The organism is Clostridium sp. MCC345, from assembly GCF_018785345.1.
In the GTDB taxonomy this organism is placed as follows: domain Bacteria; phylum Bacillota; class Clostridia; order Lachnospirales; family Anaerotignaceae; genus Anaerotignum_A; species Anaerotignum_A faecicola.
Window position 1 is genome coordinate 44867 of the sequence record NZ_WQPP01000060.1, and the last position, 13295, is coordinate 58161.

Consider the following 13295-nt stretch of genomic DNA (forward strand, 5'->3'; position numbering starts at 1 on the left):
TTATGCACTCCATCTAGCCGAACCATACTCCACTCCCTGCCGGAACTTTTTGGCATTTTTCATCTTCATCATAACCAGAAGTTTTACAGCCAAGGCTCCGGTAAAACCTGCCAGAAGTGGCATCTTTTCTATACTTGGCAGAACAGAAGTAAATGCCATTTGAAAATTCAAAAGCAACACCATCAGCCGTTCCACCGATGAATCTCCCTGACAATATTGATACAACCATGCTTCTTTGTCTACCAGATAAAAGATTATGACATAAGGAGTATTCAATGCCAGTATCCGCAGGGAATTTCTTTTCAGATATTCCCCTAAATCTAAGATTTTTTCTCTCAGCCAGTCAGCTCCCCATTGAAAGCTTTGTATAAGCAGTGGTGGGATTCTCTCCAGATACCCCTTGCATACTTTACGCATCTTCTGAAATCGGTTCATAGTGTCGGCTCCTTTTCTTTCTGCTTCGTTTTCTCCCGTTCTCGGTTCTTATCCTTCGCCTGTGTGATCGCATCCTTCAGTTTTGCCCTTACAGACGGTTTCTTTGTCTTATTGAGAGATTTACCAGTGTATTCCTTAAATGCTGCGGTCATGACATCTGCATCCCTTGCTTTGAAGAAAACAAAATATCTCGGCGGCTTTGCTGTCGTATCTTTTTTCAGACTGAAATCAATACTGTACTTTTTCGCCACCCGTTCAAAAGATTTGATATTCCCATCAGTAATTTCAATATTGGAAAGCTGTACATTCTGCCGCATCAGCTTCTCCATGGTTTGTTTTCCACGATAAGATTTATCCTTCGCCTTGTCATCCTGCTGTTTTTGTACTTTGCTCTGCTGCTTCTGTTTTGCTTTCTCCTGTTCCATCTGGGCAAGAGCTTTTCTCATGGCAGCTTTTAGCAACTGGGCAGTTATCTTTCCACCCCGGATACACAGGGATACCGTTTTTTCATTTACTTCATCTTGCACCGTTGTCCTCTTCTTTCTTAATCTGTTCTTTCTTTACCAGTTCTTTCAGATAAGCCTGTACTTTCTCATAACAGTCATATCCCTGGCTGATCAGGTTCTCACTGTATTCATACAGTTCCTCCACCGTTTTACCAATTTTGTTTCTTGGAACTTCACCAACTTTTTTAATGACGTATCCATGGGCACCTGTTGCATCCATGCACCACAGGTAGATTGTTGCTTTTTTATTCTGCTTGGCTGTATGTACTCCACTGACTTCTACTTCAAAACGGTTCCCAAAGTCCCTGTAAATACAAAGTTCCAGGTCAATCTCCATAAGTTTATAATTTTCGCCTAGACCATCACATAATGCCTGAAGCACTTTATCCTTTTCTTTCATTTTCGTCTGCTCCTTTATGTTAAGTTTATCTTCATTACATAGTTTCCAACGTTTTTTTACTTCCCTTCTCCTTTCTAACACCTTTTGCAAGTTCATCATAATTCTTTTCTGATTCTGCCCCTACTTTAATACAGCAGTACATGACAAATCCATGTACCAGAAATACAATGATGGCTGCAACGATTAATAATGTTTTCATCTTATTGATTCCTCCTGTTCCTACTTTTCTACGAATCTGCCACTGGCAGTTTTCTACAGATTATCCATTGTCCCAAAAAGGGCATTTATGAACTGTTTTGCCCATAAATGCCCTATCCTGTTTCAAACCTTACAGTTACTTATTTTTTTCTTTTTTTACGTAAATATACCGCAGATGTTCCAAATCCGATTATTCCTAATCCTGCAAGTAGAATCCAGAACATCACAGGTGTGTCATCACCTGTTTTTGGTGCATCAGTAGATATTGTACCGGATGGAGTATCCGTTGTTTCCGGTGTCTCAGAAGGAGTTTCTGTTGGTGTCTCCGTTGGCGTTTCCGTCGGCTTGGCTTCATCCTTCATCACAACTTTCTGAATTTCTCCGGTATCTTTTACAGTGAACTTCACATCCTCTGCCACCAGATAACCGTCCGGTGCTGTTTCTTCACGAAGCGTATACGCTCCGATTGGAAGCATCTCGATATAGTGTGCTTTCTCTTCAGAAGTCCAACTTTCTACGACCTTTCCGTCTTTGTCAAGAATGGTCAGCTTCGCTCCCGGAAGTTCCTTCCCAGAAATATCCGTTTTGGAAATCTGCACTTTCGTCACATCATCCTTCATCTCGATTTTTTGTGCTTTAGAAGAATCTTCTACTGTAAAAGTAATACTCTCCGCAGTTACATAGCCATCTGCCGGTTTTGTCTCCGTCAGAGTGTACTTCTTTCCTGCAACAAGTTCTTTAATGATATGAGCCTCTTTCCCGGAAGTCCATGAATCTACTACCTTGCCATCTTCATCCGTCACTTCCAGTTTCGCCCCTTCCAGTTCCTTTCCATCAGTCAAAGAAGTTTTTGTAATCTCCACAACTGTTGGTTCATCTTCAAAGGTAAACTCATAAGACAGTGTTTCCTTATCTGCACCATCATATTCAAAAGTAAACTCCTGTACCTGATCCGTTGTTGCGAATCCCGGTGCCGGGGATGTTTCTTTGACATAGTAAGTGTAACCAATCGGAAGATCTGCCGTAAATGTCAGTTTTCCCTCTTTGTCCGTAGCCTGCTCCTCAATAACGGTATCTGCTTTCAGAATGACATCACCATTTGCATTTACAATGTCCTCTTTATTGCAAAGAGCGAATACTGCACCTTCCAGTACCCTGTCAGAATCCTTTTCTTTTTTCAGCACCTTTACTTCCGCTTTCTGACGATTATTCTGCCAGTCGGAAGAATAAGTTACCTCGGCAGTATCCTGATCCCGGTATGTCAGGTCAATCTCACGAGCTGTACTATCCAGTACATAGCCGTTTGCCGTTTCCTTTTCTTTGACATAATATTTTCCAAGCGGAATATCTGTCAGTTTTGCTACTCCTGTTTCATCTGTCGTAATCGTTGCTATCAGATCATCTTTCTTGTAATAATCTTCACTCTCACCATCCGCAGCTTTAATATCTTCCAGTGCATAAACCTCAAAAGTAACTTCTTTCAGGGAACCGGAAATATATTCAAATAAATGGCTGATCCATCCACCTACGGAATCAAGTGCAGATACTTTTTCCAGAAATTCACCCTTCTTATTGATAATCAGAGTTCCAGTCGGCACATCATCTTTCATTTCCACTTTCTGGATTTCAGCAGTATCCTCTACAGTAAAGGTAATCTCCTCCGCTTTCAGATAACCATAAGGAGCCATTTCTTCACGAAGAGTATATGTTTCACCCACAGTCAGCCGCTCAATCAGATGTTCCTCACCCTTTACAGATTTCCATGTATCTATTACATTTTTATCCTTATCGAGAACTGTCAGTGTTGCTCCGGAAAGTTCAACTCCTGTTGTAATGTCAGATTTTTTCACTGTGATTTTGGTCGGCTGATTTTTAAATTCAGATGCAAGTTTTATTACTTTCACATCCTGTCCCTGATAAGCCGCAGTGACATCCAGTGTTTCATCCGAAGATACATAACCTGCCGGTGCTGCAAGTTCTCTGATATAATATTTGCCAAATGGCAGGTCAAGGTCAAAGACTGCATTGCCATCTTCATCGGTTACTGCTTTTCCAAGAAGTGTATCTGCTTTCACAAGCACATTTTCATGTGCCAGAATATCCTCTTTCGCATACAGACCAAACTCTGCACCAGCAACAACCGCATCCGTTTCTGCATCTTTTTTTACAACAGATACTTCTACCTTCTGACGGTCATTGTCAAAGGCTGCTGTCTGCTCGATCACTGCTGTATCCTGGTCTTTATAAGAGAAAGTAACTGTCTGTGCTTCCTCATTTAACACAAAACCATCTGGTGCTGTCTTTTCGACAGCTTTATAAGTTCCAAGAGGAAGATCCGCAATCTGTGCCTTTCCATCTTTATCAGTTGTAACCGTTCCTACCAGTGTTCCGGCAGCATACTCTAAGATACGGTTTCCATTGTCATCTTTCTGGAAATCCGCAGTATAAATATCTTCTGCCGCATAAACCTCAAAGACTGCGCCTTCCAGATTCTCACTCTGGTAAGTAAAATCATCTTTAAAACCATCAAGAACTTCACCTTTTTTCACAATATTCAGTTCACCCTTTACCGGATGGTTCTCATAGGAAACCTCGATGATCACATCCCCGGAAGTACCGTCCATCTGATATGCTGTATTGGAATCTACATCAACCTCATAGTAATTCTCATTGAGCGTATATCCATAAGGTGCATTTACTTCCTCAATGCGGTAATGCCCGATTTTCAGATTTTGTGGAAGGATCAAATATCCATCCTCATCTGTAAAATAAGACTTATGCTTCACAGTAGTCGGATAAGTCGTTACCTGCTCCACATATTTTCCAGTGTCCATGTTATAGATTTTGAACTCTGTATTTTTCTGGAGTACCGCTTTCTTTGTTTCATCATCCTTTTTGATAATTTTCAGTTTGGCTTCAAATTCATCATCTAAAAGCACACGCCATGTCTGCGGTGTGTTTGGATTATTTTCTGTAATGCTGACTGTAAAATCATCTACCGGAGTATAATTATGCGGTGTTGTTGTTTCACGCACTACATATGTTCCATATGGGATTGCAATACTGCAGGCATATCCTTTTTCATCTGTAAAGATTTCCGTTGCACCATTGTCTCCGATCACTACTGGTTTTGCAGAATCAAAATCATAACTGCCATCCTCTTTCACCTTCAAAGAAGATACCAGATAAGCACTAAATCCTGCCCCTTTCAGTAAATCCGCATCGGTCTTTCCATTATTGGCTGCTTTGATGATCTGAAATGGCTGTTTCATTACCTGTTCCAGCGAAGTACACTCACGCTTCACCTCAGCAGTCATATCACCCTCATAATCACAGGAAAGGTCATATTCATTCTCATCTGCCAGATAACCGGTTGGTGGTGTAATCTCTTTCACATAATAACTTCCAAGATACAGCCCGCTGACGGAAGCCTGTCCATTTTCATCCGTAGTAAGTGTTGCCACCTGATCTCTTGCTTTATACATCACACCGGTTGCACCATCCGGATAGACAATGTTCTCTCTGGCATACAGTCCATAAACTGCTTTTTCCAGAGTCGCATCTCCCTGCGGAACTGCTTTCTTTGTTTCTGCATCCAGCTTCTGTAAAGAGATCTTTGCTGTCACACGTTCATTTTTAAAAGTATGGTGAAATGTCACCTTTGCTTCCTTATCGTTTGTATACGAAAAAGCAAACTGGTAAACATCTTCTGTATTTCTCACATATCCTGTTGGAGCCTGTTCTTCCTTAACTTCATAGGAAAATCCAAGCGGAAGATCTGCACTGAATTTTGCTTTTCCATCTGTTCCAGTGGTTGCCTTTTCAATCAGTGTGCCTTTCTTTACAACTACAGTACCATCCACATTTGTAATGTCACTGGCAACATAAATTCCAAAAACACCTCCGTTCAGAGGATTTTCTGTATCCTTATCCTGCTTTGTCACAATAACTTCTGCTTTCTGTCTGTCATTCGTAAAAGTTGTTTCAGAAAATACCACTTCTACATTCTGTCCTGCATAAGCAAGTTTTACTGTCTTTTCTTCCCCTGCATTATAAAAACCGGACGGAGCCTGTACTTCCTTTACAACATATGTACCAAAATGCAGATTTTTAAGAATTACAGCACCATTGGAATCTGTTGTCAGATTCTCCTTTACCAGATCACCTTTACTGTAAACTTTTGTACCATAAGCAGTTGTAATATCCGCTCCGGCATAAACATTATAAACAGCACCTTTCTGTCGGCGTTTTTCATATCGGAATGTTGTTCCGTTTTCTGTCACCTCTGCACCTGCGAGAACTTCACCCTCTTTATATACAGTAAGCTGTCCAAGCTGTTCTTCATCCGGAACAGTTACCGTAGTCGTCTTGCTGACTTCCAGCTTCACATTGTAGGCTGTAGCATTAATACGATAACCGCTTGGTGCAGTAATCTCTTTCAGATAAACGGTATCCTGTGTCTTAACGATCTGTGCAGATGCTTCTCCATTCGCATCCGTTGCAGGCAGTTTTGTAATCAGGTTCTTACAGTCTGCATCACTGTATAAGCCAAATACAGCTCCGGACAGTTTTGCATTTGCTTTGGAATCCTTTTTAATGACTTTCACACTGGCATACTGTACCCATGTCACTTTAAAATCCACATACTTTTCATCATCGACACCCTCACCAAACACCAATGCCAGATCCTGTGAACCAGAACCGGTACTGATCTTATAAGCAGAATAATCTTTTGTGATATTTCCCTTCATTGTAGCGGACCAGCTTCCTGCTACATCACTTACCTGAGTAAGCGGTGCAGACAGATAGAACTTTGTTCCGCCACTGATCACTACGGATTCTCCTGCCTTGCTTGTCTTTCCTGTTGTCACATTATGAAGCTTTACTCCACTTGGAAGTTTCATTGTGATACTCTGCAGTTCATCTGCCTTAAAAGTAATCTCCTTTGTTCTCTGGCTGCTGCCATCCACATAGGCAGTTACATTCGCATCTGAAAAGCTCATCTCAACATCTGGAATATTTGGCTGCGAAATACAGTAATTGTACAGTTTCATAGCAAGTGTTTTTGCTTTGCTGCTTGCACCGGAAAAAGCAGAATCTCCGCTGTTGGCATAAGATGCTGCCAGATGCACCAGGATAAATCTTGCTCCTGTGCTCAGATTTCCATAGCCATTCTCTTCTGTAAAAAATCCATCATCACCGGATGCCTTTGTTCCGTAATAGCAGACTTTCGCAAGTTTCTTACCATCACTCAGCTTGATAATATCATAAGTTCCACTTCCTGGACTGGATTTTTCCGGTTGAATACAGTAAGCAGTAGCAGAAACACTTCCAAACTTTACAGTATACTGATAAGTCAGATAACTTCCGTAACCATAATCAGAATACTGATAGCAGGCTCCTCTTGTCACTGTTACTTTCTTGGTGCTTGTCGTAGATGCTACCCTTGCCATAAAAGTAACTGATTCCCCTTCATCTAAGGAATAAAGGTCAATCCCTTCCTCGTCAGCCTGTTCCATCACATCAGAAACTGTCAGTCCAGTTTCTTCGTCTGTCGTTGTTTCTGATTCTTCTGTGAGATCAGTCACTACTTCTGTTTCTGTCTGCCTGTCCGTCTCTTCATCATCTGCAGTTCCAATATCCTCCGTTTCTCCGGCATTACCTTCACCCGTAGTATTCTCAGAACTATTTGACGTTGTTATAGCTTCTGTTTTCGGTTCTTTCACTGTAATATTTCTGCTGACTCTATAAGCAGGATGACCGCTGACTGGTTCTACTGCATAGACAGCTTTGTAAGTATCTGGTGTATGTGTATCAAAATCTGTGCCAGCTTCATTCTTTGCTTCATGGAATAAAATCTTGATCTTACTTTCATCTACACCTTCGATTCCAGACAGATCAACTTCTACATCAAATTCCTGCCCATAAGAAAGTTCAATGTCATTTGCCTTTACGATTTCATTCGGATCAAGGGAATCCTGAACATCTTTTAATTCTGCATACTGCTGTTCAAATGGTATTTTTTCTGGTTCTAATTCGGAAGCTGAAACTGTTACTGGTTGAATAATGGTAGAAGCCAATGTTGCAACTGCCATAAAACCGGATAAGAATCTTTTGAATCTCATTTTCATTTTGATCGAATCCTCTCTTTCTTCTATTATCTGTTCTGTTGTCACGCAGGCTCACACCTGCATTGTTCAATCATTTGAACCACCACCCACCTCTCATTACTGTCATTCTGCAAAGCAGAAATGACACTTGGATAAAATTCAGGATTAAGCATTAAGCCGCAAGAGATAATTCGTAATCTTTCCTATAAAGGGTGCCTCCCATCTGTATCCCTTCACGTTCTCACCGGATTCCCGCCGCAAGAATGCGTAGCTGAAAAATTCCGGGTATCCTCTCGCTGCTGGTATGAAATTGTCAAGGTTCAATTTTTAGGGGAGTTATTATCTCGAATTGAAAATAGACATTTGCCCCTTCACTAACCGCATGTGTGAAAGGGCAAAAATTAACCTGTTTGAAAAAATTTTTAGAACTTTTTATTCCAATATGTTTTTATAGCTTTTCGAGTTGTTCTTTTAATTTCTCCAATACCTTCTTTCTCCGGTTTCTGATTGTCTTTGGGCAACACCCAAAATACTGTGCTGTTTCTTTTACTGTAAATTCTTCAAAAAACAATAGCGTTATCAGTTCTGCCTCTTCTTTAGCTAAACATCTCATAGCTTCTTCGAGTTCCTGTATCTCTGACATCCTGATAACGATTTCTTCCGGTGATAATACCGAAAAAGAGCAGTCGTAGCCTTTTTCCTGTAATTCCTCCATGCTGCATACTCCATGCCTCTGCATTTTTTCAACCTGGTATCGCTCTTTTCTTCCAGCCTGATACCAGGCCAGATATACTGCTCTGGTAACTTCCACAAGCGTGTCATTCACACGCAGCATATAGCGTTGTCTTTCTTTTGGCTTTTTACCAGGCATACTTCCAGTCTCCTTTTTCCAATGCTCTGGCAGAGTCATCCGAATTATTCCGCATTTTCTGCATTGCCTGTGAAATACACTTTGATACTGCCGGAACTGTAATACCCAGTTCATGCGAAACTTCTTTTTGTGTCTTCTGCTGAAAATAAATACGCTGGATCATCTGTCTCTGTCGCTCTGTCAGCAAATCCATCAGCTCTCTGACTGTTTCCTCTGCAATGATTTTTTCAAGCAGACATTGTCCTTTATCTGCCAACTCGCACCATTCTTCAGAAATACAGCTATATGAAACACAATTATTATGTTCTCGTGTTTCCCTGTTTCTCCACAGCCGGTCTTCGCCTTCTAATATCAGCCTTACATACCAGGGTTGATCATCGAAAAAATCCTCCTCAACAACTGCTATTTTTCTTTCTGCTTCATACACATAATCTCGACAGGTAAATAACGGAAAAACTGTTGCATAGTCCCCCACACAATAGAGAACATATCCGGTCTGATATGCGATAATTTCCGCACAATCCATCAACCTTTGCTTCGCAACTGCTACCTCATTTTCTCTTAAATATTTAGCGGACGGAACCTTTCTTCTTTCTTCCCTGTTACTTACAACCTGTTTCAATTCCTGCAATGTAAGCATAATTACCACCTTTCTGCCTGCTGGCAACAGATGCCCATCGGCAGAAAGGATAAGATTCTTACTGATCAAATGACAAAAGGGCAGTAAAAAACAGCTTCCGGTACACCCGTTTTTTTTAACGAGAGCCTGAAACTTTCTTACTGCCCTTTCTAATAGTTACAATATTCTCTACTTTATTTTCCGTCTGATGCCAGGATCAGACTTCTTGGCATTTCTTTCTGCTTTTATGTTCTTTTCATTTTCCATCAAAACAGAATAGTCTCCCATTGCGTCATAGGGACACTGCCTCCGATAAAGCAAATTTTCTTCTCTGGTCATCCATCCTATCTCCCTTCTTTGTTTCTGTCTTTTTCTCTCTGTTTTCCATTTTAACAATACAGGATTCTATTATCCTTAGCATATATGAGGAGTTTTTTCATTTTGCACCCCATATATGGTGAAATTTCACCTGTATTCATTAAAACTGTCTATCAGAGAATCTATGGTCTGCATGATAATTTTCTGCTCTTTCCATTCCATCTTCTGAATACGGTAAAGCACTTCCTGAAATGAGTCCTGCTTTTCTGTATCACCTTCCTCTTTCCCCAGCAGGATATTAGCATCTATTTCCAATATCTCAATCATCTTCCTGAAAATCTCAACAGACATTGCAGTTTGCCCGCCTTCAATCCTGCTGACCGTATTGACACTGATACCCGCTTTTTCCGCAAAAGATTCCTGTGACAACTTCATTTCCTGTCTGCGTTTTCTGATCCGTTCTCCCAATTCAATAAGTTCTGTGGAAATTGCACGATTGCTCAATACGGTGTCTCCTTTCCTGCAATTTGTCCCAACTTTACGCCATTGTGTCGCAAAGTTCCCCGAAAAAAAGCAGCTAATTTTTGTCTTAGCTGCTTTTCAAAAAATCTATTTCATTTTATTCTCGGTATTTTATGTATCCCTGTAAGAACTGTAATCAGAAAAACGCAGAGATAAATGATCGCCTGTCCAATCATTGCCAGAAGAACGATGCTTCCGATCAATCCTCCGATCAGAAGATTCATTGTCCAGACTGCTAGCGTTCCTCCGAGGTCAAAACCTTTTGGAACCATCCAGACACACATTTTTCCGATTCCAAACGGTATCCCCATCAGAAGTAACAGCAAGAAATAATTGCACTTCCCATCCTGGATACAAAACGGTCTTAATACTGCAAACAATACTGTAATCACCAGCACTGGTGCTATCACTTTTTTAATCATCTTCTTCATGTTCCTTTATCCTCCATACATATCGTGATTAACTTCTGCCTGATAATAACTGTTTATCGTTGCCGGAGCATTATACAGGGCGGTCAGAAGATACGCTTTAATATTCCCAATCTTGGTCGTATTCCGATTCAGACAGAACAGCACATATTCGATATGCGAATAGTTCAATTTCATAAACCTGTTTTTTACCAAAGCAACTGGTTTTTCTACTCCCGCAATGCGAATCATACTGTCCTCCGGCATCATCATAACTTCGATCATCAACTCCACCAGTTCATCTACATCTTCCTTGGCATGATATTGATAATCTATGTTTTCATGAATCACCTCACGATATGCTCTCATCTTCTCCATCACATCTTTTTTCTTTTGGGCATTACCTGATATGATTGGATAAGATTGATTTATCTCAGTTTCACTAATATCAGTCTTGTTAATATCAGTATTATTAGATTGTGATTTCGGGTATTCTGGATTTGTGATTTCCACTATTCCGGAATGATGATTTTCACTATTTTGGAATTGTGATTCTGGAAATTCTGGATTTGTGGTTTCCACCATTCTTGAATTGTGATTTTCATTATTCTGGAATTGTGATTCCCCATAATCCTGAATTGTGGTTTTCACTACTCCTGAATGATGATTTTCACAATTCAGAGAAATGCCTGTTTTTCCCTTGTTTTCTGCTTCTTGTTGCAAATCTGCACATTCTTTATATCTTTTCTGTCTTGATTGCAAATCTGCACATTCCTTATGTGTTTTCTCTTTTGATTGCAAATCTGCAATTTTTTTATGCTCTTCATGCTCAGCTTGCAGATCTGCACAGCTACCTGTCGGCTTTTGATCTGGAACCTCTCTGATCATAAAATTTTTCACATAAATAACATTTGGTTTTCCCAGTCCCAGGCGTTTCTTCTCGATCAGCCCGATCCCATTACTGCTGTCCAGCTCTTTTACCAGTTTCACTGCCTTTTGGGTTCCGCAGTTCATCAGCTCTGCAATTTCTTCCACAGTGAAAATAATGTATACTCTGTCCTCTGAATCCAGCCATCTGTTCTTAATGCTCAGGCTCATACGGTCCAGCATCAGACCGTATAATACCTTTGCTTCACAAGAAAGAGTTTTAAAGCAGGATTCTGTAAACAGCACTTTAGGGACACGATAAAAGCTGTATTGTTCCGCTTCCACCCCCGTAAAATAATCAAACTGTATCTTCTGCATTTGCTACTCCTTCTTTGTTTTCTTTCCATTTATCTAAAAGCATAAAAATGACTTCTTCTATCTGTTCTTTAGAATATGTCTCCGGAAAATAATTGCCGATTTTCTTTGCCGGGATCGTCACATTGATCTTACTGCTTTCCTTTTTTAATAAAACAGCATAGATATAACTCTGGTTTAATTTTCCATTTGCACTGCATTCTTTTAACTGTTCTGCCTGTTGCTTTGTCGGAAAAATGCTGCTGTTGGTAATCACTTCCAGAAGCCACTCCTGTTCCTCTGGTTTCAGATAAGACAGCTTTTCTCCCACAATCATAGGAATTTTATTATTGTCCACATAATCCAGCAAAGCATCTGATAATGCCGCCAGACGGATATATCTCTGCACAGTTCGTCCACTGTCCCCTGCGGCTTCACCAACCATATCTGCTGTATATTTCTCACCCTTGCTTCCTTGATGCTTCATTGCATCATATTTCATCTTATAGGCATGAGCTTTCTCACTTGGCAGTAGGTTTTCACGCTGAATGTTGGAATCGACCATAATAATGACCGCTTCATCATCCGTATAATTTCGGACAAGAGCTGGCAATGTAGTCTTTCCACACAGTTCACAGCCTCTTTTTCTTCTATGCCCGGAAATCATCTCATATCCGCCATCTGGTCGAGGTCTTACCAGTGCAGGAGTCAAAACACCGTATGTTTTAATGCTTTCTACGGTTTCTGCCATTTTTTCATCATCGTTTACATGGAACGGATGATTTTTAAAGGGATAGAGCTTTTCCAGTTCTATTTCTACAACCTGGTTCATACTCTTTTCCGATGTTTCCTCTAATCCCAGTAATTCATCATAAGAGGTAAGCTGAATATCTTTTTTCGGTCTACGCATGTTTCAACACCTCCTGAACCAGTTCCAGATAGCTATCTGCCCCCTTGCTTTTTTCATCATAGGCAAAGATACTTACACCCTCTGATGCTGTTTCTGCAAGGCTTTCTGTTCTCGGAATCGTCTGCTCAAAAATCTTAATGTCACTTCCGTATGTGGTTTTAATTGCCTGTTTATTTCTCTTTGCATTATTGTAACGGCAATTATCCATTGTGAATAAAATGCCTTCTATCTGTAAGTCTGGATTGAACCTCTGATGAATTCCCTTTACCACTTTGAGTAATTCCATGAGTCCATCTGCCGCATAATATTGTGGCTGTACCGGAATCAGAACACTGTCCGCTGCACTCAAAGCATTGATCGTCAGCATCCCCAGGGATGGCATACAGTCAATCAGAATATAATCATACTCATCCTTCAGCAGTTCCAGATACTCTTTCAACACCTTTTCTCTGTCCTCCACCGTAAATAAGGACATATCCATCCCAGCAAGCAATTTATTGGATGGGATCAGGTCAACACCTTCTTCATGGTGGAGAATTGCTTCTTTCGGATCAAATTCCAGCCCCATGATGATATTTTCCATCATGCTCTTTAATGTTACTTTGAGATTCTTTGGAAATCCCAATCCCATTGTCAAATGCCCCTGCGGATCTGCGTCTACCAGAACTACCTTTTTCCCTGACTTCACCAGTCCGGCTCCCAAATTGATTGTTGTCGTTGTTTTGGCTACTCCGCCTTTCTGATTTGCAATAGCAATTACTTTACACATATACTTTCC

13 protein-coding genes are annotated in these 13295 nt (G+C 40.6%); all 13 read right to left on the bottom strand.

Going from position 1 to position 13295, the window contains the following annotated elements; genetic code table 11:
* The 13 genes from GPK49_RS09685 to GPK49_RS09745 all read right to left on the bottom strand — a co-directional run bounded on the left by GPK49_RS09685 (window position 1) and on the right by GPK49_RS09745 (window position 13286).
* The gene (locus tag GPK49_RS09685) at window positions 1-435 is read right to left on the bottom strand and encodes a conjugal transfer protein TraG (RefSeq protein WP_215677604.1); all 435 of its coding nucleotides are present in this window, start codon (window positions 433-435) and stop codon (window positions 1-3) included.
* The gene (locus GPK49_RS09690; RefSeq protein ID WP_055214055.1) at window positions 432-962 is read right to left on the bottom strand and encodes a PcfB family protein; all 531 of its coding nucleotides are present in this window, start codon (window positions 960-962) and stop codon (window positions 432-434) included. The genes GPK49_RS09685 and GPK49_RS09690 overlap by 4 nt, the downstream gene beginning before the upstream one ends.
* Window positions 952-1341 (bottom strand): hypothetical protein, encoded by a 390-nt coding sequence (locus tag GPK49_RS09695; RefSeq protein ID WP_055214053.1) that lies wholly within the window; start codon window positions 1339-1341, stop codon window positions 952-954. Before GPK49_RS09695 ends, GPK49_RS09690 begins: the two co-directional genes overlap by 11 nt.
* A gap of 34 nt (window positions 1342-1375) precedes the next feature.
* Window positions 1376-1540 (bottom strand): hypothetical protein, encoded by a 165-nt coding sequence (locus GPK49_RS09700; RefSeq protein ID WP_172679451.1) that lies wholly within the window; start codon window positions 1538-1540, stop codon window positions 1376-1378.
* 139 nt (window positions 1541-1679) lie between these two features.
* Window positions 1680-7670, bottom strand: coding sequence for an LPXTG cell wall anchor domain-containing protein (locus GPK49_RS09705; RefSeq protein WP_209290662.1), 5991 nt, complete (start codon window positions 7668-7670; stop codon window positions 1680-1682).
* Window positions 7671-8097: 427 nt separating this feature from the next.
* Window positions 8098-8520 carry an RNA polymerase sigma factor gene (locus GPK49_RS09710; protein ID WP_055214051.1) on the bottom strand — a complete coding sequence of 141 codons (423 nt, stop codon included), beginning with the start codon at window positions 8518-8520 and terminating at the stop codon, window positions 8098-8100.
* Window positions 8510-9160: a sigma factor-like helix-turn-helix DNA-binding protein gene (locus GPK49_RS09715; protein ID WP_118511725.1), complete on the bottom strand. Its 651-nt coding sequence runs from the start codon at window positions 9158-9160 to the stop codon at window positions 8510-8512. Before GPK49_RS09715 ends, GPK49_RS09710 begins: the two co-directional genes overlap by 11 nt.
* 168 nt (window positions 9161-9328) lie before the next feature.
* On the bottom strand, window positions 9329-9478 hold the full coding sequence (locus GPK49_RS09720) for a hypothetical protein (RefSeq protein WP_015543441.1): 150 nt from the start codon (window positions 9476-9478) through the stop codon (window positions 9329-9331).
* A gap of 126 nt (window positions 9479-9604) precedes the next feature.
* Window positions 9605-9961 (bottom strand): helix-turn-helix domain-containing protein, encoded by a 357-nt coding sequence (locus GPK49_RS09725; RefSeq protein WP_209290660.1) that lies wholly within the window; start codon window positions 9959-9961, stop codon window positions 9605-9607.
* A gap of 110 nt (window positions 9962-10071) precedes the next feature.
* Window positions 10072-10410 carry a DUF6050 family protein gene (locus tag GPK49_RS09730; RefSeq protein WP_118040676.1) on the bottom strand — a complete coding sequence of 113 codons (339 nt, stop codon included), beginning with the start codon at window positions 10408-10410 and terminating at the stop codon, window positions 10072-10074.
* Window positions 10411-10416: 6 nt separating this feature from the next.
* On the bottom strand, window positions 10417-11631 hold the full coding sequence (locus tag GPK49_RS09735) for a DUF6017 domain-containing protein (RefSeq protein WP_209290659.1): 1215 nt from the start codon (window positions 11629-11631) through the stop codon (window positions 10417-10419).
* The gene (locus GPK49_RS09740) at window positions 11612-12517 is read right to left on the bottom strand and encodes a ParB/RepB/Spo0J family partition protein (protein WP_209290657.1); all 906 of its coding nucleotides are present in this window, start codon (window positions 12515-12517) and stop codon (window positions 11612-11614) included. Before GPK49_RS09740 ends, GPK49_RS09735 begins: the two co-directional genes overlap by 20 nt.
* A complete protein-coding gene (locus GPK49_RS09745; RefSeq protein ID WP_209290655.1) occupies window positions 12510-13286 on the bottom strand; it encodes a ParA family protein in 777 nt (258 codons plus the stop codon). The genes GPK49_RS09740 and GPK49_RS09745 overlap by 8 nt, the downstream gene beginning before the upstream one ends.
* Window positions 13287-13295 lie beyond the last annotated feature (9 nt).

What these genes read in the sequence shown, in the direction of transcription:
- GPK49_RS09710 (WP_055214051.1), bottom strand. Translation starts at nt 8,520, where the DNA reads ATGCCTGGTAAAAAGCCAAAAGAAAGACAACGCTATATGCTGCGTGTG.
- GPK49_RS09740 (WP_209290657.1), bottom strand. Translation starts at nt 12,517, where the DNA reads ATGCGTAGACCGAAAAAAGATATTCAGCTTACCTCTTATGATGAATTA.
- GPK49_RS09705 (WP_209290662.1), bottom strand. Translation starts at nt 7,670, where the DNA reads ATGAAAATGAGATTCAAAAGATTCTTATCCGGTTTTATGGCAGTTGCA.
- GPK49_RS09735 (WP_209290659.1), bottom strand. Translation starts at nt 11,631, where the DNA reads ATGCAGAAGATACAGTTTGATTATTTTACGGGGGTGGAAGCGGAACAA.
- GPK49_RS09685 (WP_215677604.1), bottom strand. Translation starts at nt 435, where the DNA reads ATGAACCGATTTCAGAAGATGCGTAAAGTATGCAAGGGGTATCTGGAG.
- GPK49_RS09700 (WP_172679451.1), bottom strand. Translation starts at nt 1,540, where the DNA reads ATGAAAACATTATTAATCGTTGCAGCCATCATTGTATTTCTGGTACAT.
- GPK49_RS09720 (WP_015543441.1), bottom strand. Translation starts at nt 9,478, where the DNA reads ATGACCAGAGAAGAAAATTTGCTTTATCGGAGGCAGTGTCCCTATGAC.
- GPK49_RS09715 (WP_118511725.1), bottom strand. Translation starts at nt 9,160, where the DNA reads ATGCTTACATTGCAGGAATTGAAACAGGTTGTAAGTAACAGGGAAGAA.
- GPK49_RS09730 (WP_118040676.1), bottom strand. Translation starts at nt 10,410, where the DNA reads ATGAAGAAGATGATTAAAAAAGTGATAGCACCAGTGCTGGTGATTACA.
- GPK49_RS09745 (WP_209290655.1), bottom strand. Translation starts at nt 13,286, where the DNA reads ATGTGTAAAGTAATTGCTATTGCAAATCAGAAAGGCGGAGTAGCCAAA.
- GPK49_RS09695 (WP_055214053.1), bottom strand. Translation starts at nt 1,341, where the DNA reads ATGAAAGAAAAGGATAAAGTGCTTCAGGCATTATGTGATGGTCTAGGC.